The organism is Longimicrobium sp., assembly GCA_036387335.1.
Classification (GTDB): domain Bacteria; phylum Gemmatimonadota; class Gemmatimonadetes; order Longimicrobiales; family Longimicrobiaceae; genus Longimicrobium.
The window spans coordinates 1-20,817 of the sequence record DASVTZ010000031.1 but is presented as its reverse complement, the minus strand read 5'-3'; the positions used below and the strand labels follow the sequence as shown (position 1 = coordinate 20,817).

22 protein-coding genes and 1 tRNA gene are annotated in these 20,817 nt (G+C 71.7%); all 23 read left to right on the top strand.

Annotation, left to right across the window (positions count from 1 at the left end):
• On the top strand, window positions 1-760 hold a 760-nt coding region (locus VF647_02995), incomplete at its 5' end, for a hypothetical protein (protein HEX8451033.1).
• 170 nt (window positions 761-930) lie between these two features.
• Complete coding sequence (gene rpiA, locus VF647_02990) at window positions 931-1,635, top strand: ribose-5-phosphate isomerase RpiA (protein HEX8451032.1); 705 nt, start codon at window positions 931-933, stop codon at window positions 1,633-1,635.
• Window positions 1,632-2,315: a ribulose-phosphate 3-epimerase gene (rpe, locus tag VF647_02985; GenBank protein HEX8451031.1), complete on the top strand. Its 684-nt coding sequence runs from the start codon at window positions 1,632-1,634 to the stop codon at window positions 2,313-2,315. Before rpiA ends, rpe begins: the two co-directional genes overlap by 4 nt.
• A gap of 45 nt (window positions 2,316-2,360) precedes the next feature.
• A tRNA-Leu gene (locus VF647_02980) sits at window positions 2,361-2,442 on the top strand.
• Window positions 2,443-2,917: 475 nt separating this feature from the next.
• The gene (locus VF647_02975; protein HEX8451030.1) at window positions 2,918-3,796 is read left to right on the top strand and encodes a hypothetical protein; all 879 of its coding nucleotides are present in this window, start codon (window positions 2,918-2,920) and stop codon (window positions 3,794-3,796) included.
• Window positions 3,793-4,485 (top strand): YdcF family protein, encoded by a 693-nt coding sequence (locus VF647_02970; GenBank protein ID HEX8451029.1) that lies wholly within the window; start codon window positions 3,793-3,795, stop codon window positions 4,483-4,485. Before VF647_02975 ends, VF647_02970 begins: the two co-directional genes overlap by 4 nt.
• Window positions 4,486-4,511: 26 nt before the next feature.
• Window positions 4,512-5,801 (top strand): pitrilysin family protein, encoded by a 1,290-nt coding sequence (locus VF647_02965; GenBank protein ID HEX8451028.1) that lies wholly within the window; start codon window positions 4,512-4,514, stop codon window positions 5,799-5,801.
• Window positions 5,798-7,174: a pitrilysin family protein gene (locus tag VF647_02960; GenBank protein ID HEX8451027.1), complete on the top strand. Its 1,377-nt coding sequence runs from the start codon at window positions 5,798-5,800 to the stop codon at window positions 7,172-7,174. The genes VF647_02965 and VF647_02960 overlap by 4 nt, the downstream gene beginning before the upstream one ends.
• A gap of 93 nt (window positions 7,175-7,267) precedes the next feature.
• Window positions 7,268-7,843 (top strand): NUDIX hydrolase, encoded by a 576-nt coding sequence (locus VF647_02955; GenBank protein HEX8451026.1) that lies wholly within the window; start codon window positions 7,268-7,270, stop codon window positions 7,841-7,843.
• 227 nt (window positions 7,844-8,070) lie between these two features.
• Window positions 8,071-8,709 carry a sigma-70 family RNA polymerase sigma factor gene (locus VF647_02950; protein ID HEX8451025.1) on the top strand — a complete coding sequence of 213 codons (639 nt, stop codon included), beginning with the start codon at window positions 8,071-8,073 and terminating at the stop codon, window positions 8,707-8,709.
• Between the two features lie 293 nt (window positions 8,710-9,002).
• The gene (locus VF647_02945; protein ID HEX8451024.1) at window positions 9,003-9,569 is read left to right on the top strand and encodes a zf-HC2 domain-containing protein; all 567 of its coding nucleotides are present in this window, start codon (window positions 9,003-9,005) and stop codon (window positions 9,567-9,569) included.
• 65 nt (window positions 9,570-9,634) lie between these two features.
• On the top strand, window positions 9,635-10,594 hold the full coding sequence (gene holA / locus VF647_02940; GenBank protein ID HEX8451023.1) for a DNA polymerase III subunit delta: 960 nt from the start codon (window positions 9,635-9,637) through the stop codon (window positions 10,592-10,594).
• Between the two features lie 259 nt (window positions 10,595-10,853).
• Window positions 10,854-11,339, top strand: coding sequence for a GspH/FimT family pseudopilin (locus tag VF647_02935; GenBank protein HEX8451022.1), 486 nt, complete (start codon window positions 10,854-10,856; stop codon window positions 11,337-11,339).
• Window positions 11,340-11,571: 232 nt separating this feature from the next.
• Complete coding sequence (locus VF647_02930; protein HEX8451021.1) at window positions 11,572-12,048, top strand: GspH/FimT family pseudopilin; 477 nt, start codon at window positions 11,572-11,574, stop codon at window positions 12,046-12,048.
• A complete protein-coding gene (locus tag VF647_02925) occupies window positions 12,038-12,460 on the top strand; it encodes a prepilin-type N-terminal cleavage/methylation domain-containing protein (GenBank protein HEX8451020.1) in 423 nt (140 codons plus the stop codon). Before VF647_02930 ends, VF647_02925 begins: the two co-directional genes overlap by 11 nt.
• Complete coding sequence (locus VF647_02920) at window positions 12,457-13,353, top strand: prepilin-type N-terminal cleavage/methylation domain-containing protein (protein HEX8451019.1); 897 nt, start codon at window positions 12,457-12,459, stop codon at window positions 13,351-13,353. The genes VF647_02925 and VF647_02920 overlap by 4 nt, the downstream gene beginning before the upstream one ends.
• A 21-nt stretch (window positions 13,354-13,374) precedes the next feature.
• Window positions 13,375-14,616, top strand: a complete 1,242-nt coding sequence (locus VF647_02915) for a hypothetical protein (GenBank protein ID HEX8451018.1) — start codon at window positions 13,375-13,377, stop codon at window positions 14,614-14,616.
• Between the two features lie 141 nt (window positions 14,617-14,757).
• A complete protein-coding gene (gene pilM / locus VF647_02910; GenBank protein ID HEX8451017.1) occupies window positions 14,758-15,804 on the top strand; it encodes a type IV pilus assembly protein PilM in 1,047 nt (348 codons plus the stop codon).
• 71 nt (window positions 15,805-15,875) lie between these two features.
• Complete coding sequence (locus tag VF647_02905) at window positions 15,876-16,592, top strand: PilN domain-containing protein (protein ID HEX8451016.1); 717 nt, start codon at window positions 15,876-15,878, stop codon at window positions 16,590-16,592.
• A 3-nt stretch (window positions 16,593-16,595) separates the two neighbouring features.
• The gene (pilO, locus tag VF647_02900; GenBank protein HEX8451015.1) at window positions 16,596-17,219 is read left to right on the top strand and encodes a type 4a pilus biogenesis protein PilO; all 624 of its coding nucleotides are present in this window, start codon (window positions 16,596-16,598) and stop codon (window positions 17,217-17,219) included.
• Window positions 17,200-17,883 carry a hypothetical protein gene (locus VF647_02895; GenBank protein HEX8451014.1) on the top strand — a complete coding sequence of 228 codons (684 nt, stop codon included), beginning with the start codon at window positions 17,200-17,202 and terminating at the stop codon, window positions 17,881-17,883. The genes pilO and VF647_02895 overlap by 20 nt, the downstream gene beginning before the upstream one ends.
• 35 nt (window positions 17,884-17,918) lie before the next feature.
• Window positions 17,919-19,748: an AMIN domain-containing protein gene (locus VF647_02890; GenBank protein ID HEX8451013.1), complete on the top strand. Its 1,830-nt coding sequence runs from the start codon at window positions 17,919-17,921 to the stop codon at window positions 19,746-19,748.
• 34 nt (window positions 19,749-19,782) lie between these two features.
• Window positions 19,783-20,817, top strand: a 1,035-nt coding sequence (locus tag VF647_02885; protein HEX8451012.1) for a hypothetical protein, incomplete at its 3' end; no start/stop codon positions are given.

Genomic DNA, 20,817 nt, shown 5'->3' with positions numbered 1-20,817 from the left:
GCCGGGCGTGGCCGATGACGAGATCCGCTGCATTCCCGCGGCGGTGTGGCTGTCGAACGGCGTGTGCGTCTCCACGCACCGCGACTACGCGACGGTCGGGCAGGGCACGGTGGGTGTGGGCGCGGACTTCTTCCCGTTCGGCCCGGTGACGCTGTTCGGCGAAGTGGCCGTGCACGGCTACGACTCGCCGGCGCACGTGGTGAACGAGAACGCGCGGGGCGAGGACAAGTTCACCTTCACGCCGCGCGCGGTGCTCGGCCTCAAGGCGCTGTTCGGCGACATCCTGCCGCCGCCGCCGGTGGTCGAGACTCCGCCGCCGCCCCCGGTCGTCGTCGAGCCGGCTCCGCCGGTCGTGGTTCCGCCGACGCCGCCGGCCATGCAGGACATCCGCGTCTGCGTGGTGCAGGACGGCAACCTGACGGAGCTGTCGGCGCAGTACAACCCGACCGCGGGTGACACCACGGTCAACGGGCAGCCGTTCGGCACGGTCCACCCGATGGGCTCGCAGTACGCGGCGAACGCCACCTGGTTCATCAACAACGAGCCGGTGATGTTCCAGAACCGCCGCTTCGTCAAGTACGGCCTGCCGCGCGTGCTCGGCGTCAGCGAGGTGACTCGTGTGGGCGAGTTCCAGGGCGTGTCGCTCTTCGCCGAGGCGGGCCAGACCCGTCCGGACGTGGTGTACGTCCCGGTCCGTCCTGGCTGCGAGTTCCAGCCGTACCAGGTCGAGGTCAAGACCGGCAGCGTCCGCGGCGAGTAATCGCATCGGCCTGACGGGCTGGACCTGAGGTGAGGATCGGGGGGGTGCCAGGGCGGCGCCCCCCCGATCTTTTCATGGCACCCCCGGCGATGTAGCTTGCGGCGCCCGTACCGGCCTCCTCCTTGTCACGGTGGGGCCGGTATCATCATCCAGGAGCGAGCGAGACGGACGTGCAGACGAGCGATGCGGAAGCGCTGAAGCGGGCCGCGGCGGAGCGGGCCGCGGAGTGGATCGAGGACGGGATGGCGCTGGGGCTGGGGACCGGCTCCACCGTACGCCACCTGCTGGACGTGATCGCCGAGCGCCGCGCCGCGGGAGAGTGGGGCGCCATCGTGGGGGTCCCCACCTCCGAGGACACGGCGCGGCGGGCGGAGCGGCTCGGCATCCCCCTCGCCACGCTGGCGGAGCGCGGGCGCCTGGACCTCACCATCGACGGCGCGGACGAGGTGGACTCCGAGCTGCGCCTGATCAAGGGCCTCGGCGGGGCGCTCCTGCGCGAAAAGGTGGTGGCGTCCGTCTCCGCGAGGCTGGTGATCGTGGCGGACGACTCCAAGGTGGTGGATCGGCTGGGGACACGCGCTCCCCTCCCGGTCGAGGTGGACCCCTTCGCGGCGCCCATCCTCCCCGATTTCCTCCGCTCGCTGGGCGCCGAGCCCGCGCTGCGCCGCGTCGATGGCGGCGCGCCGCTGACCACTGACGGCGGGCACCACATCCTGGACTGCCGCTTCCCCCACGGCATCGACGCCCCCGAGGCGCTGGAGGCGGCGCTCCTGGGGCGGCCAGGGGTGCTGGAGACGGGGCTCTTCCTGGGGATGGCGACGGCGGCCGTGATCGCGGCGCCGGGCGGGGTGCGGGTGCTGGGGGAGGGCACATGAGCCGCGTCAAGATCGCGCCCTCCATCCTTTCCGCCGACTTCACGCGCCTGGGCGACCAGATCCGCGAGGCGGAGGACGCCGGCGCCGAGTGGATCCACGTGGATGTGATGGACGGGCACTTCGTCCCCAACATCACCATCGGCCCGCTGGTGGCCGCAGCCGCGCGCCGCGCCGCGCGAGGTGTGATCGACGTCCACCTGATGATCGAGCACCCCGAGCGCTACCTGGAGGCGTTCGCCGAGGCGGGGGCGGACTTCCTGACGGTGCACGTGGAGGCGGCCACCCACCTGCACCGCACGGTGCAGCGCATCCGCGAGCTGGGGATGAAGGCGGGTGTCACGCTGAACCCCGCCACCTCCGTGGAGTCGCTTTCCGAGATCCTGCCGTACGTGGACCTCGTGCTGGTGATGTCCGTGAACCCCGGCTTCGGCGGGCAGTCGTACATCCCTACCAGCACCGCCAAGATTGCCCGGCTGCGCCGCATGCTGGACGAGGGCGGGTACGGGCACGTGGAGCTGGAGGTGGATGGCGGCGTAACGGCGGAGACGGTGGGGGAGGTGGTCCGCGCAGGGGCCACGGCGGTGGTGGCGGGGTCGGCGGTGTACAACGCGCGCGCCACCGTGGCGGAGAACCTCGACCGTCTCCGCGCGGCGATCGAGGCGGCGGAGGGGGCGCGCTGAACGGGGCACTCCACGGGGTGCGGTGTCCGTATTATCTTTGGGGCGGCCCGGGTGGTGAAATCGGTAAACACAGGGCACTTAAAATGCCCCGCCCAACAGCTTGCGGGTTCGAGTCCCGCCCCGGGCACTCCGCGCGAAGCCCCGCCTGTGAAAGGCGGGGCTTTGCTGTTGGGGGCAGCGTAGACGGGTTCGGGGGCCGCATCGCCGGGGGCTGAAGCCCCCGGCTGGAACCACGCGAAGACGGCTGAAGCCGTCTCGTGCGACGCGGCGGTGGAGCCCGGGTCGCGTGGGCTACGGGACATGGCCGTGACACGGGCAGCCACGCGGGGCTGCCCCTACGGATGTCGGTGCCGAACGGCGAGGATCGAGGCCGGGTCGGAGGGTGGGCGCGATGAATCGCGCCCCTACCGGATCTGTGCGCGACGAACCAGCCCCTGCAAGCTCCCCCTCCCCCAGGCAGTTATGGGGGAGGGGGATGCGTCGCGGAGCGACGCTGGGGGTGGGGCCGGGCTCGCGGCTGCGGCGCCGCATGCGTATCTTGCCAGCCACGGCGGCGCCACCCCAGGCGCGGCGCAACGGCACCCGGACCGGATCGGCGGGCGATGGCGGAGGAGAACGGCCTGCACACAGGCGAAGTGGACGGCGAGGTGGCCGAGGCGGCCGTCGCCGAGGCCCAGACGCTGGGCGAAGAGGACCGCTGGGACGAAGCGCACTCCCTCCTCCTGGTCACCCTGGAGGAGCAGGGGGAGAGCGCCCTCCTCCTCTGCTGGGCCGGGATCGCGTCGCAGCGGCTGGGGAACGAGAGCGAGGCGTACGACTTCTTCCGCCGCGCCCTCGCCTTGCAGCCGGAAGACCCGTTCATCCTGGCCGCGGCCGGGAGCGGCGTCGCGATCTTTGACGATCCGGACGCGGAGAGCGCCCTGCGCATGGCCGCCCTCACCTCGCCCGACTTTCCCTTTGCGCGCGCGGCGTACGGTGCCTACCTGGCGCGCGAGGGGCTCTTCGCCGAGGCGGTGGGGGAGCTGGAGGCCGCGCGCGCGCTGGCTCCCGAGGACGCGGAGATCCACGCCGACCTGGGGATGGCGTACCTGCTGGCGGGGCGCGCGGACGACGGGATCGCCTCGCTGGAGGAGGCGCTCGCCCTGCGCGCGGACGATGCGTGGCTGCGCGGCGTGTACGGCCTCGCGCTGGTGGAGGCGCGGCGCACCGAGGAGGGCGCCGAGCAGCTCCACCGCGCGGCCGCCGAACGCGTCGAGGACGTGGAGCTGCAGCTCCTCTCGGCGCTGTCGGCGGCGGGGGAGGGGTGGCTGGACGAGGCCTGGAACGCGCTCGCCCGCGCGCAGGACGCGGCCGACGCCAGCGACCACGAGATGATCCAGGAGGTGGAGGACGCGCTGGAAGGCGGCGAAGAGGACGCCGTCGTGCTGCGCGACGACCTGGGCCCGTCGCTCCTGCGCGAGCGGCTCGTGCAGCGCGCGTGAGCACCCTTCCCGATCCGCAGGGGGCCGCCGCGCCGCAGCCCGCCCCCGAGCCGCCGCCCGCTCCCGCGCCGCACGACCCGCCGCGCCGCAAGCGGCCGTTGTTCGTGCTCGTCACCGTCGGCGCCGTGAGGCTGCTGATCCTGGTGGTCGCGCTGTGGGCGCTCACCGTGGCCGCCATCCACCTGTACGGCCGGCGCGACGAGGCCCGCCGCGTGGACGCCATCGTCGTGCTGGGCGCCGCGCAGTACGACGGCCGCCCCTCTCCCGTGCTGCGCGCGCGGCTTGACCACGCGGTCGCGCTGTACCGCAGGGGAATGGCGCCCGTGATCATCATGACCGGCGGCGTGGGCCCCGGCGACACGGTGAGCGAGGCGGTCGCAAGCCAGCGCTACGCGGTCAAGCAGGGGGTCCCGGCCGGCGCCATCCTCACGGAGCGAACCGGGCTCACCACGCTGCAGTCGATGGACGGCGTGGCGAAGCTGATGCGCGCGCGCGGGCTGCGGCGTGCCGTGCTGGTGAGCGATCCCTTTCACATGCTGCGGCTGAAGCTGATGGCGATCCGCGTGGGGATCCGCGGCTTCACGTCCCCAACACCCGACAGCCCCATCTCGCGCAGCCGCTCCGCGGAGCGACGGTTCCTGATCCGCGAAAGCTTCGGGCTTCCCGCCGCGCTTCTCGGCATCCGGTGAGGCGCGGAACCCAACCTGGTGAACGGATGCAGATCCCGATCGAGCGATTCTCCCTGGACAACGGCCTGCGCGTGGTCTTTTCCGAAGACCACACAAACGCCGTGGTCGCGGTGAACCTGTGGTACAACGTGGGGAGCCGGAACGAGGCGCCCGGCAGCACCGGGCTGGCCCACCTCTTCGAGCACATGATGTTCCAGGGCTCGCAGAACGTGCCGGACACGCAGCACATCGCCCACGTGGAGCGGGCGGGCGGCAGCGTGAACGGCTCCACCTGGCTGGACCGCACCAACTACTACGAGACCCTTCCCGCGCACCAGCTTGAGCTCGCGCTCTGGCTGGAGAGCGACCGCATGGGCTTCTTCCTACCCGCGCTCACCCAGGAGAAGCTGGACAACCAGCGCGACGTGGTGAAGAACGAGCGGCGCGAGCGGGTGGACAACCAGCCGTACGGCGACTGGGACGAGCGCATGCAGGCGATGCTCTATCCGCCCAGCCACCCGTACCATCACTCGGTGATCGGGAGCATGGCTGACCTGGACGCCGCCTCGCTGGACGACGTGAAGCGCTTCTTCGGCACCTACTACGCGCCGGACAACGCCGTGCTCTCCATCGTGGGCGACTTCGACGCGGCGGAGGCGCGGCGGCTGGTGGAGCGCTACTTCGGCCCTATCCCGCGCGGCCCGGGGCTGCCGCCGCTGCCGGGCCAGCCGCTGCTGGAGCCGTTCGCGCTGGGGCGCGAGGTGCGCGACGTGGTGGAGGGCGACTTCGCGCTCGCCCGCGTCTATCTGGCGTACCGCATCCCGCCGTTCGGGTCGGAGGAGTTCTACGCCGCCGACGTGCTAACGGAAGTGCTCTCGTCGGGGAAGTCGAGCCGGATGTACCGCGACCTGGTGCGCGACCGGCGCATCGCCCGCGCGGCGTCGGCGTTCTGCCTCCCCATCGTGACGGGCGCCGCGTCGCTGATGGTGCGCGGCATCTCGCCCCCCGGCGGCGACCCCGCGGCGCTGGAGACGGCGATCCTGGAGCAGCTTGAGGCGGTGGCGATGGAGGGCCCGTCGGCCGCGGAGCTGGAGCGCGCGCTCACGGGGCTGGAGGCGCGCAACACGCTGGAGCTGCAGCGCGTGGCCGAGCGCGCCGACCGCCTCTCGATGCTCACCACCCTCTTCGACCAGCCGGAGCGGATCAACACCGAGCTGGACCGCTACCGCGCCGTCACCTCCGAGCACGTGCGCGCGCTGGCCGAACGGTACCTGCACGCGGACAACCGTGTCGTGCTCACGTACGTGCCGCGCGCGGCGCAGGCGGTGGCCGCGTGAGCGGGGCGGACGATCGGGCGCAGGCGCCCACGCCGGGGCCGGTGCGCCCCTTCCACTTTCCCGCCGTGGAGCGCACCACGCTCGCCAACGGGCTGGAGGTGGTGGTGGCGGAGACGCGCCGTTTCCCCGTGGTGACGCTGGAGCTGGTGGCCAACGCCGGCGCCACCGCCGAGGAGGATGCCACCGCCGGCGTCGCCACCCTCACCGCCACCCTGCTGGAGTCGGGCGCGGGGGAGCGCACGGCCGACCAGATCGCGGAGACGGCGGACGGGCTGGGGATCACGCTCGACAGCAACACCGGGTGGGACGTGGCGCAGTTCGGCTTCACCTCGCTCCGCGCGCGGCTGGAGCAGGGGATGGAGCTCCTGGCGGACATGGCGCGCCGCCCCACCTTCCCCGATGCGGAGGTGGAGCGGCTACGCGTGGAGCGGCTGGGCACCCTCGCGCACCGCCGCACCGACCCCTCCGCGCTGGCCACGGAGATCTTCAGCCGCTACACCTACGCCGCCCACACGCCCTTCGCGCGTCCCGTGGGCGGCACCTCCACGACCGTGGGCGCGCTCGGTCGCGAGCAGGTGGCCGCCTTCCATGCCGCGCGCTACGCCCCCGCGGGGAGCGCGCTCGTGGGCGCGGGCGACGTGGGATTGGACGAGCTGGCGGCGCTTGCGGAGCGCTTCTTCGGCGACTGGAAGGGGGAGAGCCTTCCCGCCGCCGTCCCCGCGGTCACGCCGCGCAGCGAGCAGGCGACGGTGGTGGTGGCGCACCGGCCCGGCGCGGTGCAGAGCGAGATCCGGCTGGGGCACGTGGGGGTGGAGCGCGGGGCGCCGGACTACACCGCCATCACGGTGATGAACAGCATCCTGGGCGGCTCCTTCTCGTCGCGGCTCAACATGAACCTGCGCGAGCGGCGCGGCTACACGTACGGCGTTAGCACGCTGTGGACGGCGCGGCGGCAGCGGGGCGCCTTCTACGCCTCCACCGCCGTGCAGACCGAGGTCACGGCGCACGCGGTGGAGGAGATCCTGCGCGAGATCCGCGGCATGCGCGACGCCGAGGTGTCGCACGACGAGCTTCGCGACGCGCGCGACTACCTGGCCGGCGTCTTTCCGCTGACGGTGGAGACCACCGCCGGCGTGGCGGCGCGCCTGGCGGGGCTGGTGACGTACGCGCTCCCGAGCGACTACTACCAGGGCCATCGGGAGCGCGTCCTGTCCGTGACGACGGACGAGGTGCTGCAGGCGGCGCGCAGGCGCCTCCATCCTGACCGCGCCGTCATCGTGGTGGCCGGCGACGCGGACCAGGTGCGGGCCCCGCTGGAGGCGCTGGGTATCGGCCCGGTGGAGGTGGTGGACCCCGCCGAAGTGCTGGACTGACCCGCTTCGAACGTTCGTTAAGTTGTTGTTAGGGCGCCGCTCAGCCGGTTGAGCGGCGCCCCTTCTTTGGACATCTTCAAGGTGCGGAAACCGATGAGCGACCCCACACCCCCGGCCCGCGAGCCGGGGCTGATCTCGCGGAGGCCGGTCCACAAGGGGCGCATCGTGGACCTCGGGGTGGACACCGTCCGCTTTCCGGACGGCTCCACGGGCGAGCTGGAGCTGATCCGGCACTCCGGCGCTGCGGCGGTCCTCCCCGTCCTCAGCGACCCGGCGGGCGGCGACCCGCAGATCGTCCTGATCCGCCAGTACCGCTACGCCGCCGGCGGCTACCTGTACGAGGTGCCGGCCGGGCGGCCGGACCGGCCGGGCGAGCCCTGGGAGGAATGCGCGAGGCGCGAGCTTCGCGAAGAGACGGGGCTCACCGCAGGCTCCATCCGCTTCCTCACCACCATCTGGACCACGCCGGGCTTCACGGACGAGCAGATCCACCTCTACCTGGCCACCGGCCTCACGGCGGGCGAGACGGAGTTCGACCCCGACGAGTTCATGGAGACGGTGCCCCTCCCCATGTCCGAAGCGCTGCGCATGGTGCGCGACGGCGAGATCACCGACGGCAAGACCATCTGCACCCTCCTGTACGCGGCGGGGTTCGTGATGGGGATGTAGGCCGGCGGGGCGGGGGAGGGCCGGTGTCCAGAGTCTGCACGCGGTGTCCTCGAACGGGGACAGGCCGGCGGGGGCGACCCACCGGCGCCGCGAGCGGAAAACCGAGCAGGCAAGCGGCATTGCGGCTGTTTTAGGAGGGTTGCGGAACGGGGCACGTCCCCTGCCTTTCTCCCACCGTGCAGCCCGGCCAAACCCAACCCGAAGCAGTTCCCTGGAAGGGGGTTCCCATGATAGACGTCTTCGCCCGCGCACCCAAAGCCGCCGACCCCGCGTCGGCCCGCGGGGCGCTCAAGCAGCTCGACGACAGCGGCGTAGTGGCCGCCTTCCTGGACGGAGAGAAGCGCGCCTTCGGCGAGCTGGTGGAGCGCTACCAGACGCGGCTGCTGAACTTCGTCTACCGCACCACCGGCGACCGCGAGCGCGCGGAAGACCTGGTGCAGGAGACGTTCATCCGGGTGTACCGGCACCTGCACCGCTTCGACCAGAGCAAGAAGTTTTCGACCTGGGTCTACACGATCGCGTCGAACCTGGCGAAGAACGAGCTGCGCAACCGCTCGCGCAACCCGCTGGTGCTCTTCCAGACGATCAAGAAGAACTGGGACGCCGACTCGCGGCCGCTGGAGTGGGAGGACAACACCTACCGTCCGGATGACCTCTACCGGAAGCGCCACCTCAAGAGCATGGTGGAGAACACGGTGGACCAGCTCCCGGAGCATCACCGCACGGTCTTCATCCTCCGCGAAATGGAGGGGAAGACGTACGAGGAGATCGCCGACATCACGGGCGCCAACCTGGGCACCGTCAAGAGCCGCCTGAACCGCGCTCGCAACAACTTCGCCCAGCTCATCGCGCCGCTTCTCGACTGAGTCGAAGGAACAGCGGGTCTCACGCGGAGACGCGGAGACGCTGAGAGAAAACAAGAGGAGGGACGGGGATCCCGATTCCCCGTCCCTTTTTTTCTTTCTATGTTGTTCTCCTCCGTGTCTCCGCGTCTCCGCGTGAGCCATGCAGTTGCTGTGGCGGAACGACGCGGGCTGTGTCCGAGCAACACTGAGGCGTGGGAACACCGGGGGGCCTTTCGCGTACAACGTGGCTTGACGACGCGCCGACGCACGCGCGCCGCGGACTGGGCCGGCCACACGCGATGGGTGGAGGAACGATGACGAGCTGCGAGCGGTTCCTGGCGGGATACTCCGCCTTCCGGGACGACGCGCTTCCGTGGGAAGAGCGGATGGAGATGGAGGTGCACCTCGACGAGTGCCCCTCCTGCGCCAAGTACGACCGCGTCGTGAGCCGCGGCGCCGAGGTGTTCCGGGAGCTTCCCCAACTGGAAGTGTCCGACGACTTCGCGGCGCGCCTCCAGCACCGCATCTTCACCGAGGACCTGGAGGCCGCGCGCGCCCGCAACGCGAGCCGCTCCGCCACCGCCCTCGCCACCATGGGCATGGCCGCGGCGATCGCGGCCGCCGCGTGGGTGCCGCTCGTGCGGCAGTACTCGGAAGGCGAGGCGCCGCTTCAGGCCGCCGCGAGCACGGTACCGTTCGCTGACCGGCTGGCGGCGTGGGACGGGCCGTCGCACCGCGAGGCCGGGCGCGTCACCTCGCAGCTCGCGCGGCTGGGCGTGGCGGTGACCGAGCTGCCGTACCACGACCTCGTGTTCAAGAAAGACGGCCCCCTCGTCACCACCGTCGCGGCGCACACCGAAGGCGACCTCCTCGCCCGCTGACGAACGTGCCCCAGATCTCAGCTGACAAGCTCGAACGCACTCTCCGGGACCGTGTCCCGGGGGGTGTGTTCTTCTTCCATGGCGAAGAAGATTTCTCGCGCGACGAGGCGGTGGGGCGCGTGGTGGCCGCGTACCTGGACCCCGCCACGCGCGACTTCAACTTCGACCAGCTCCGCGGCGCCGAAGTGACCGCCGACGACCTGGCGTCGCTCACCGCCACGCCGCCCATGATGGCCGAGCACCGCGTGGTGGTGGTGCGCGACGCGCAGGGGCTGTCGCCCAAGGCGCGCGAGGTGGTGGAGGCCGTCGCCGCGACGCCGCCGGCCGGGCTGGTCCTAGTCCTCTCCGCCGTCATCCCCGCGGCGTCCAAGGCCAAGTTCTACGACGAGCTGAAGAAGCGCGCCGTCTCCACCGAGTTCGCGCCGCTGGATCCCAACGACGCGCCCGGGTGGATGATGGATTCCGCCAGCGAGGTGCATGGCGTTGAGCTGGACGCGGAGGCCGCGCGCGCGGTCGTCACGGCCATCGGGGTGGATTTGGGGATGCTGCGCTCCGAGCTGGCCAAGCTGGTCGCCTACGCCAGCGACCGGAAGCGGATCACGCTGGACGACGTGCGCGCCGTGGGGGGCTCCGTGCCGCGGCAGGACCGCTGGGCGTGGTTCGACCTGGTGGCCGACCGCAAGTTCCGCGAGGCCCTCGCCACCCTCCCCACGCTGCTGGAGGCGGGGGAGAACGCGGTCGGGCTGGTGATCGGGATGGGCGGGCAGCTCCTCAAAGTGGGGATCGCGTGCGCGGGCGGGCAGGGCGCACTGGAGCGCGAGCTGAAGCCGTTCCAGCGCTGGATGGCGAAGCGGATCGTCCCGCAGGCCCGCCGCTGGACCCTCCCGGAGCTCGATGCCGCCCTGTGCGAGCTGCTGCGCACCGACCGCCTCCTCAAGTCCGCGTCGCTCACAGACCGCCAGGCGATGGAGGAGCTCCTCCTGCGGCTCTGGGCCATCAAGCGCCCCGCCGAGTCGGCGGCTTAGGGGACGCGGTAGACCAGTTTTAGAGGGGCGGCGCACTGATGGGTGCGCCGCCCCTTTTGCGCGCCCTCCTGGTTCGTTCTCGCGCGCCGCCGCTCCGCCTGCGCCATCCGCAAACCCATGTGAGACCATGCTTTCCCCGCCGGTGCGACCCGCTCCCGCCAGCACGTAGAAGGTTCTTGCGCACGCGCATGAAAGCTTACAGAGTGGACGCGTTGCTCGTGCTGAAACGCGTTCGCCCGGCGGGGCGGGGGAGGTGGAGGTGGAAGATCGGAGAGCGGGTGTCACCCTGGTGGAGCTGATGGCGGTGCTGGCGCTGATCGGAATCCTGGCGGGACTGGCCTCAGCGTCGCTCGGCCGGGTGCTGGCGCGCGCGCAGACGACGTCGGCGCTGCACCAGCTCGCGGCGGACATCTCGTACACGCGGATGCTGGCGGTGCGCGGGGGGAGCCGCGTTGAGCTGCGCTTCACCAACGAGGGCTCGTGCGGCGACCCCCAATCCGGCCGGTTCTCGGCGGACGGCTACCGCATCACCGTCCGCGACCCCGCGCCGCGGGTGGTGCGCGTGGCGCGGCTGCAAAGCTCGGCGAGCGGAGTGTGCCTGGAGTCCAACAACGACAGCAACATCGTGTTCGGATCGCGCGGGCTCCTCCTCCCCTTTGAGAACCGCACCGTGTGGTCGCGGCGGAAGGACGTGGTGGACTCGCTCACCGTGTCGGTGCTGGGGCGCGTACGGCGGCGGTTCTGAGAGGTGGAAACCGCAATCTCACGCGGAGACGCGGAGCCGCGAAGAAAGCTCCTTCGCGCCTCTCCTCCGCGCCTCTGCGTCTCCGCGTGAGCCATGCAGTTGGGGAACTCTGGGGTGCGCAACGTTTGCCAGTGCAGCAAACCTTGCTACCCCCGAACGCGGATGGGGCGGCGCTAAGTCGTTGCGGGATAGGAGGTAAACGGCGGGCACGGTCCTTCCTTAAGGGGAGGCCATGCACACCCTACCGCATCCCCCTCTCCGCTGCCGCCGGGGCTATTCGCTCCCCGAGCTGCTCGCGACCCTCGTCATCGTCGCCATCATGGCCGCACTCGCCGCGCCGCGCCTTCGCGGAGTTGGCAAGAGCGCCCGGCAGACGGGGGCCATGAACCAGCTGGCCACGGACCTGAGCCTCACGCGGATGCGTGCCATCCGCGCCGGAAACGCGGCGCGGCTGGTGATCAACAGCACCGGCACCGCCTACCAGGTGGAAGTCCGCAAGGCGGACGGAGTGACGATGGACACGGTGAAGACCGTGCGCGTTACGCAGAACTATCCCGGCCTCCTGCTGCGGCCCGTGCTCGACTCGGTGGTGTTCGACAGCCGCGGGATGCGCCGCGGAGGAACCGAGCGCATTCAGGCGCTCCGCGACAGCGCCAAAGTAGACAGCATCAAGATCTCCCCACTCGGCAAGGTGACACGTGCACGCTGATTCCGCCCCTCGCGCGCCTCGCGGCAACGAGGGCTTCACGCTGATCGAAGTGATGATCGCCATGGTGATCCTGGCCGTGGGGCTGCTGAGCCTCGAAGCGCTGGGGATCGGAGCCGCGCGCGTGGTGACGCTCTCGGAGAAGCAGGGGCGCTACGCCACGCTCGCGGCGTCCAGCATGGAGTCGCTGCGCAACCAGATCCGCAACGCCCCCGCCACGCTCCCCATCAGCCAGACGACGCAGGTGCTCCTGGTGGGCGGCGACACGGCCACCGTGAAGCGCGAAGCCACGCGGCAGGCGGTGAAGCAGGCGCGGCTCACCGTTACGGTGAGCCCCAAGGCGACGGGAGCGCGCCTGGTGCGCGCAGCCCCGGTGGTGCTGAACTCGTACCTCTTCGATCCCCAGATCCCATGAGCCGCGCACTCCGAGACACGCGCACCGCCGGCTTTACCCTGGTGGAGCTCCTGGTGACGCTGGTGATCGCCGGCTTCCTGGCCGGGGTGATCCTGCAGCTCGTCACCAGCCAGGCCCGCTTCACCGACATCCAGTACGCGCGTCAGGAGGTGCAGGACAACGCGCGCGGCACGCTGGAGCTGTTGGGGAGCGAGCTGCGCACCGTGCCCCTTCCCGGCGGGCTGCTGATGGCCGGCGAGGACACCATTCGCTTCCGCTCTCCCATGGCCTGGGGGGTGTACTGCGGCGCGAGCTCCGGCTCCCGCTACGTGGTGTTCGACAAGGGCGTGTGGGTGACCGCCGCCGCCGCCGGAATCCCGCTGCGCACCGGACTGGTGCTGCAGCGGACGGAGGGGAGCGTGGACGGTTCGATCCCGCCGGTGTTCGACTCCGACGACGACGCCGCGCGCGGCGACACGCTCTCACCGTCCCTGGCCTCGGCGTCGCCGTGCGGCGGGCTGATGGACGACGCCACGAAGACGGTGGTGGTGAAGTTCGACGACGTGGATGGGGGCGTGCCCGGCACTCCGGGGCTGGCCGCGTACGTGTGGCGCTCCGTGGCATACGGCGGGGGAGCGGCGGACGCCGCCGGCGACCGCTGGATGACGCGGGAGCTCAGCGGAAGCGGGACGCCCGAGCCGCTCGCCGGCCCCATCGAGAACCTCACCATCCGCTACCTAAACGCCGCGGGGGTCGCCTTCTCCACGCCCGTCGACGCGGTCAGGCGCGACTCCATCCGCAACGTGCGGGTGATCGTGACGATGAAGGCCCGGCAGGGCACGGGCGTGAGCTCGGGAACCCGCAAGGTCTCCACCAAGGACTCCATCACCGTGTCGCTCCGCAACTTCCGCTAGCGCACCCGCCCAGGCGAATCCATGCAGAACCACTTCAGGGCGCTCCGCTGCGAGCGCGGCGTAGCGCTCCCGCTGGCGATGATCGGGCTGGTGGTGGTGTCCATCCTGGTCACCGCCGCGCTGGTCAGCTCCTCCACCGACCTCGCCATCAGCACCGCGCAGCAGGACGCCACGCGCGGCGTCTACAACGCGGAGGAGGCGCTGGAGACCGCCGTCAGCCGCATCGACGTGGCCCTCCGCGCGGACTCCTTCACCGCGCCGTCCGCGGCGATGGTGCCCAGCCCGTTCGACCTGGCCAGCGGCGGCACGGGCACGTACACCATCCGCCAGCTCTACCGCCGCAACCCGGTGACCGCCGCGGACGGGACCCGCACCGACGGGCGCGCCGTGTACTGCATCACCGCGGCGCCCGTGCGCTCCGGCGGGCGTTCCAGCCGCACGCTCGGCGCGTTCCTGCAGCTCGAGCTCGCCCCGGACCAGCTCAACCTCAACATCAAGGGGGCCGGCTCCTTTGGCGGCACCGTGGAAGTGAAGGGGAGCGCCTCGATCATCGGGCAGGCGCAGGACGTGGACAAGTGCGGGACCGCGGGCGCGGTGCCCGCCATCGAGACCTCCAAGGAGGGGCAGGTCAACAAGTCGGGCAACGCGGTGGAGCTGGTGGGCGGTTCGCGGCAGACCGACGAGACCAAGGCGGAGTTCCAGGCCCGCATCCTGGGCGGGAAGACGCCGCTGCAGGTGGCGAGGCAGGCACACATCAAGTTCGGACCGCTCCTCACCAGCGCGCGCACCTTTCCCAGCAGCTTCAAGGCGCTCTCGACGGTGCCCAAGGACTCCATCGCCAACTGGGGGTGCCCGAAGTCGCTGGGGGTGACGTGCACCGCCAGCACCGCGGACACCTCGTACTACCCCACCATCGGGATCGACGCGCAGGGCGGGCAGGTGGACCTGCAGGGCGACCACGGGCAGGGGGTGCTGGTGGTGGTGAACGGCGGGCTCAAGATCTCCGGCAACTTCAAGTTCAAGGGGATCATCCTGGTGGAGGGCGCGCTGGACGTGACGGGCAGCGTCAAGGTGGTGGGCGCGGTGGTGGGGCTCAACACGGTGACGGTCAACAAGGTCAACGGAAACAACGACCTCTCCGGCACCATGGACATCGTCTTCGACCCCTGCGTCAACCGGCGCGCGCAGCAGGCGTTCAACGACGCCAACCCGCGCTTCCTCCTCACCCGGCCCCCGCAGGGATGGTTCGAGGTGGTGCGGTAGCAGAAAGGTGGCAGACCGCGTCCTTGACGCCGAACCGGGAGCGACGTACACTGTCGTGTACCTCCTTACAATTCCACCCCGCCACACCCGCTGCGCCGCGTAGTTTGCCGCGCGCCTACGGAACTCGTTTTCAAAAGCAGCATGGTTTCCTTCCTCCGCCGCAACAAGAGCACGGTGGGCCTCGACATCGGCAGCGGCTACGTGAAGCTGGCCGTGATCGACCATTCCGGCGCCGAGCCCGAGCTCGTCCACGTCTCCCACACCCCGCTGATGGCCGACGCCATCGTAGAGGGGGAGGTGATGGACCCGCAGATCGTCGTGCAGACGGTGCAGTCGCTCCTCACCACGGCGGGGGTGAAACCGAAGACGCTGGTGGCCTCGGTGGGCGGCCGCGACGTGATGGTGAAGAAGATCCAGATGGACCGGATGAAGGAAGCCGACGCCCGCGAGGTGATCCGCTGGGAAGCCGAGCAGTACGTTCCCTACGACATGGAGAGCGTGCAGCTGGACTTCCAGATCGTGGACCCGCTCAGCGACGGCCTGCAGATGAACGTGCTGCTGGTGGCCGCCAAGCGCGAGGTGGTGGAGCAGCGGGTGGGGCTGCTGCGCGACGCGGGGCTGGCCGCCACCGTGGTGGACGTGGACGCCTGCGCGCTGCACAACGCCTTCGAGTACAACTACCCCGAGGCGATGGACGGGATCTGCGCCCTGGTGAACGTGGGGCACGAGATCTCCACCGTGAACGTGCTGCAGGAGGGCGCGCTGGTGCTGACGCGCGACATCCCCTTCGGCTCGCGCCGCCTGCGGGAGGAGCTGCGCCGCCGCCACGGGCTGACGGTGGAGGAGGCGGAGGCGGTGCTGGAGGGGCGCTCCCCGCGCGCCGCGGAGTTCCGCGAGCTGCTGAACGAGGGGTGCGAGGAGCTGGCGCTGGGGATCGAGCGCGCGGGGGCCTTTCTGGCCGCCAGCGACGCGGGCGGCGGACTGTCGCGGGTGTACCTGAGCGGCGGTTCCACGCGCATCCCGGGGCTGGTGGACGTGGTGGCCGCGCGCCTGCGCACCCGCACCGAGCTGGCCTCGCCGCTCCAGCGCCTGCGCGTGCGCAGCGGCGCGGGCACCTTTTTCCCCGTGGACGAGCTGGCCCCCATGCTGATGCTGGCCGTGGGGCTCGCGCTGCGCGGCGCCAACTAGGGCCGCCCCCCGAACGAAATTCCGCCCCGCGCACCGCGCCGGGGCACCGCCGAACGCCCGGGTACACACCCTTGATCCAGATCAACCTTCTCCCCGGCGGCACGCCGAAGCGTGCCTCCGCCGCGCGTGGAGCCCGTACGCCGTCGCTGCCCAAGGTGGGGGGCGATCCGCGCGTGGCCGCCGTGGGGGGCGCCGCCCTCATCCTGCTGATCCTGGCCGGGCTGGGGTGGTGGAAGACGGGCGCCGCCCGCGCGGAGTTGCAGGCCAGCGTGGAGCGCGAGACGGCCGACTCGGTGCGGCTGGCCCGCACCATCTCGCTGATGGAGACGCTGGACGCGCGCCGCGACACCATCGAGAGCAAGATCTCGGTGATCCGCAGCGTGGACGGGCGGCGCTACGTGTGGCCGCACCTGATGGACGAGGTGAGCCGCGCGGTTCCCCCGTTCACCTGGCTCACCAAGCTCGCCACCTCCGAAGACGACGGCGGCGCCGCACCGGCGCCCGCCGCCGCGGACACGGCGAAAAAGGACTCCACCGCGCGCGTCGCCCCCGCCGCGCCGGACGGGCCCGCCTTCTCGGTGGAGGGCGCCGCCGGCTCCACGCAGGCGCTGACGCGCTTCATGAAGAACCTGGAGCTGTCGCCGATGATCCGCGACGTGGCGCTGGTGACCAGCGAGCAGACGACCACCGAAGGACGCACGTACCTGAAGTTCACCCTGGAAGCACGCTACGAGCAGCCGGACTCGTCGCTTCTGGAGATCGTACCCGTCCTTCCCACCGCGCGCTGAGCCATGGCACTTCCTCCGCTGGACCCGCAGCTCCGCCGCAACCTGATGCTGGGCGGCGTGATGGTGGCCCTGCTGGGCTACCTCTTCTACGACTACGTGTACGCGCCGCGCCAGGCCGAGGTGGCCGCGCTCCGCACCCGCGTGGAGGAGCTGCAGACGCGCAACTCCGCCGCCCGCGCCCTCACCCGCGGGGTGGGCACCGACGTGGAGGGGACGCTCGCCAGCTACCGCCGCCAGCTGGAGGCGGTGGAGGGGCTGATCCCGTCAGGCGAGGAGCTGCCGGACCTGCTGGACGCCATCTCGGCCGAGGCGCAGCGCACCAACGTGGAGATCGCGCTGATCCAGCCCAGCGGCGCCACCGAGGAGGCGTACTACACCCGCCGCGCGTACGACATGGCGGTGGTGGGGCGCTACCACGACGTGGGCGACTTCCTCACGCGCGTGGCCTCGCTGCCGCGCATCGTGACCCCGCTGAACCTGACGCTGGCGCCCACCGCGGCGGCCGGCGGCACCGGGGCCGCGGCCAACCCCGGGGCGGCCGACGCCGTCCGGGTGGAGGCGCGCTTCTCCATCGAAACCTACGTGATCCCCAGCACGCCGACGGAAAATGAGAAACCCGCGGAGTAGCGCCGCCCTCGCGGCCGTGGCGCTGGCGCTTGGGCTCGCCGCCCCGGCCGCCGCGCAGCCCGCGGCGCCCGCCGATTCCGCGGTGCGCCCCATCGAGGGCTACCGCCGCGAGGTCTTCCGCTACCAGCGCGGCGGCCGCCCGGACCCGTTCCAGCCGCTGCTGAGCGCGGCCGACCTGGGGTACCGCGTGGAGGACCTGCGGCTGGCCTCCATCGTGTACTCGCCCAACCCGCGGCAGTCGATCGCCGTGTTCACGGTGGGCGACAGCGCCGGCCGCCACCGCCTGCGCACGGGGCAGCGGCTGGGCTCCATCACGGTGCTGGCCATCTACCCCCGCCGCGTGGACGTGCAGGTGAACGACTTCGGCGTGGCGCGCGTGCAGAGCCTGACCTTCCAGCGCACGGCGCGCACGATGGCGCCCGGCCCCGGCGCGGGCGCCGCCGCGGCTCCCGGCACGACGACGCAGCCGGTGATCATCCAGGCTCCCGCCCCCGCCGCCCCGGCCGCGCCTTCGGGCCCGCTGCGCCGCGGCGGGCAGCGCAGGCCGGAGCAGCCCGGCGCGCAGCCGCAGCCGGCCGCGCCCCAGCAGCAGCCCCGCACCCAGCAGCAGCCCCGTGGCAACGGCGCCACGCTGGCGCGTCCGTCGAGCTCGCAGACTCCCTGAATCTCCGCCAGGCTCCCCCACCAAGGACTTTCGCCATGATACGTCATCTAGCCGCCGCGCTCATCCCGGCGCTGCTCGCCTCCGCGGCGCCTCGCGCGGCCGCGGCGGACCCGGCGGGAAGCAGCCCCTCCGTGCCGCGCGGCGCGGACGGCAGCATCTCGGCGCTGCGCCTGGAAGGGCGCGGCGGGCGCACCGAGCTCACCGTGGAGATCACGGGGGGCGAGGTGACCTACGAGCACTTCCGCCTTTCCGGGCCGCCCCGCGTGGTGGTGGACATCCGCGGCGCGCGCAGCGACCTGCCGGCCAGCCGCTACGACGGCATCCACCGCGGCGGCGTGTCGGCCGTGCGCACCAGCCAGCACGCGCCCGACGTGGTGCGCGTGGTGATCGACCTGGTGCGCGACGCCCAGTACACGGTGGAGCAGGTGCCCGAGGGTGTGCGCATCGCGCTCGCCGCCGGCGCGCCGGAGTTCCAGGCGTGGCGCAGCGGCGGCTCCTCGGCGGCGGCACCGCGCGTGGCGGCTGCGGAATCGGCGATCCCGAGGCAGCAGCAGGAGCCCCGGCAGCAGCCGCGCCCGCAGCAGCGTCCGCAGCAGCGCGCGCGTCCCATCTCCGTGACGTTCGAGAACACGGACATGCGCGAGGTGCTGGCCTCCTTCGCCGAGCTCACCGGCCGCTCCATCGTGCCGGGTGCCGAGGTGGGCGGGATCGCGGTGGACTACGTGGCCTTCGACAACCAGCCGTGGGACGAGGCGCTCCGCGCCCTCCTGCAGGCGTACGGGCTGGCGGCGGAAGAGCAGGGGACGGGGATCATCCGCGTCGACAAGATCGAGAACCTCGCCAACCGCGAGCGCAACGAGCCGCTGGTGACCCGCACCTTCCGCATCAACTACGTGCCGGTGGAGGAGATGCGGTCCACGCTGGAGCCGCTGACCAGCGAGCGCGGCACGGTGTCCATCAATCCGACCACCAACACGCTGATCGCCACCGACGTCTCGTCGATCATCAACGACTTCGTCCGCCTGGTGGAGCAGCTGGACGTGCGCACACCGCAGGTGGCGATCCGGGCCAAGATCGTCTTCGTCAACCGCACGGACGCGGAGGAGCTGGGGGTCACGTACGACCTCAAGGACTCGCGCGGCAACTCGCTGAACCAGCTCACCTCGGTGCCGGACCCGCAGAACCCGGGGCAGCTCACCAACGCCAACCTGGTGTCGCTGGGCGGAAGCTCCATCGCGGCGCTGGGGAACGCCAACCAGCGCGTGACCTCGCCCGCGCTGCAGGTGCTCACCTCGCTGGTGCTGGGGCGCTACACGCTGGTGTCGTTCCTGGAGGCGCTGCAGTCGGCCGAGCTGTCGGACGTGCAGGCGGCGCCCACGGTGACGGTGTCCAGCAACCACGAAGCCTCCATCTGGGTGGGCGAGCGCACCCCCATCCGCGTGGTGGACGTGGGCGGCGCGGCGGGCGGCGGAGGAGGAGGCGGCGGCGGTGCCACCACGGCCCGCGCCACGGCGCAGCTCGTGGAGACCGGCATCCGGCTGATCGTGACGCCGCAGGTGACCTCGGACCGGCGCGTGCTGCTGACGCTGCACGCGGAGCGCTCCAGCGCGGCGGCCGCGGCCACCGAGATCGGCGTGCAGTTCCTCCAGCAGCAGGGCCAGACGCGCGTGATGGTGCGCGACGGCGAGACGGCGGTCATCGCCGGCCTCACCGTGACCGAGGTGACGCGCAACCGCGTCGGCATCCCGTTCCTCATGGACATCCCCTTCCTGGGCGTCCTCTTCCGCCGGAGCAGCGACCGCGAGGTCAAGCGCGACCTGCTGATCATGGTCACGCCGCACATCGCCGACGAGAGCGCTTCGTGACCACCCGCCGCTGGACCCCTACCGGAGAACTTCCGTGACACGCACTACGCGCCGGCCCCTCCGGGGGCTGGCCTCTCTCCTTGCCGCCGCGGTGGTGCTCGCCGCCTGCGACGGCGGCAACGGCTTCAAGGACCCGGTGGGCTCCGGCAACGGGAACGGCAGCGGCGGCGGCGGTGCCGCGGCCGCCGACACCACGAAGCCGACGCTCACCATCGAGTTCCCCCGCGACAGCGCGGTGGTCGCCATCGCCGACTCCGTCTTCGTGCAGGTGAAGGTGGCGGACAACCAGCGGCTGGGGTCGCTGTCGCTCGCCGGCTTCTCCGTGCGCGGCGACCGCTCGCTGGGCACCGACAGCGTGTACCCGCGCTTCGGCGCCAAGAGCGTGAACCTGTCGCAGACCACGCGCCGGGACACCACGATCACGCGCTACCTGATCGCCACCGCCGACAGCACCTCCGAGCGGCGGGTGATGGTGGTGGCGACCGCCAAGGACAGCGCCGGCAACTCGCGGGCGGACACGGCCTACATCAACATCGGCGGGCCGCGCGTGCAGATCGTGGCTCCCGTGCAGAACGACAGCTTCCCCGCCGGGGGGCAGCTCCCCGTCCGAGTCTCCGCGGAAGACGTCAACGACCTGATCCGCTCCGTAGTGGTGAGGATGACGGGCGCCTTTGCGCGCGAGATCGTCATCCCCATCGCCACGCCGCGCGCAAAGGTGGACACGACGGTGAGCGTGGCCGTCCCCGCCGTGACTGGGCCGCTGACGATCGAGGCGGTGGCCACCTCGGGGAGCAACATCCAGGCGACTTCCCGACCCGTTGCGGTGAGGATCACCGCGCCGGTGGCGGACCGCACCGCGCCGCAGGTGACGTTCAGCGCGGATTCCGTGTCGCGCAGGCAGGGCGGCGACACGGTGAAGGTGTGGGTGCTGGCGACCGATGAGACCGCGGTGGACTCGGTGGGCGCCACGCTGCGGGTGCGCTACCGCGATCCGTCCACGGGCGCGGCGGTGGACCGCTACCTGACCGACCGCCGGCGCGGCGCGCAGGACACGGCCCGGATTCCGCTG

Coding starts and splice junctions, on each gene's coding strand:
- rpe (HEX8451031.1), top strand. CDS start 1,632: ATGAGCCGCGTCAAGATCGCGCCCTCCATCCTTTCCGCCGACTTCACG.
- VF647_02975 (HEX8451030.1), top strand. CDS start 2,918: ATGGCGGAGGAGAACGGCCTGCACACAGGCGAAGTGGACGGCGAGGTG.
- VF647_02965 (HEX8451028.1), top strand. CDS start 4,512: ATGCAGATCCCGATCGAGCGATTCTCCCTGGACAACGGCCTGCGCGTG.
- VF647_02955 (HEX8451026.1), top strand. CDS start 7,268: ATGAGCGACCCCACACCCCCGGCCCGCGAGCCGGGGCTGATCTCGCGG.
- VF647_02950 (HEX8451025.1), top strand. CDS start 8,071: ATGATAGACGTCTTCGCCCGCGCACCCAAAGCCGCCGACCCCGCGTCG.
- VF647_02945 (HEX8451024.1), top strand. CDS start 9,003: ATGACGAGCTGCGAGCGGTTCCTGGCGGGATACTCCGCCTTCCGGGAC.
- VF647_02930 (HEX8451021.1), top strand. CDS start 11,572: ATGCACACCCTACCGCATCCCCCTCTCCGCTGCCGCCGGGGCTATTCG.
- VF647_02920 (HEX8451019.1), top strand. CDS start 12,457: ATGAGCCGCGCACTCCGAGACACGCGCACCGCCGGCTTTACCCTGGTG.
- VF647_02915 (HEX8451018.1), top strand. CDS start 13,375: ATGCAGAACCACTTCAGGGCGCTCCGCTGCGAGCGCGGCGTAGCGCTC.
- pilM (HEX8451017.1), top strand. CDS start 14,758: ATGGTTTCCTTCCTCCGCCGCAACAAGAGCACGGTGGGCCTCGACATC.
- pilO (HEX8451015.1), top strand. CDS start 16,596: ATGGCACTTCCTCCGCTGGACCCGCAGCTCCGCCGCAACCTGATGCTG.
- VF647_02895 (HEX8451014.1), top strand. CDS start 17,200: ATGAGAAACCCGCGGAGTAGCGCCGCCCTCGCGGCCGTGGCGCTGGCG.
- VF647_02890 (HEX8451013.1), top strand. CDS start 17,919: ATGATACGTCATCTAGCCGCCGCGCTCATCCCGGCGCTGCTCGCCTCC.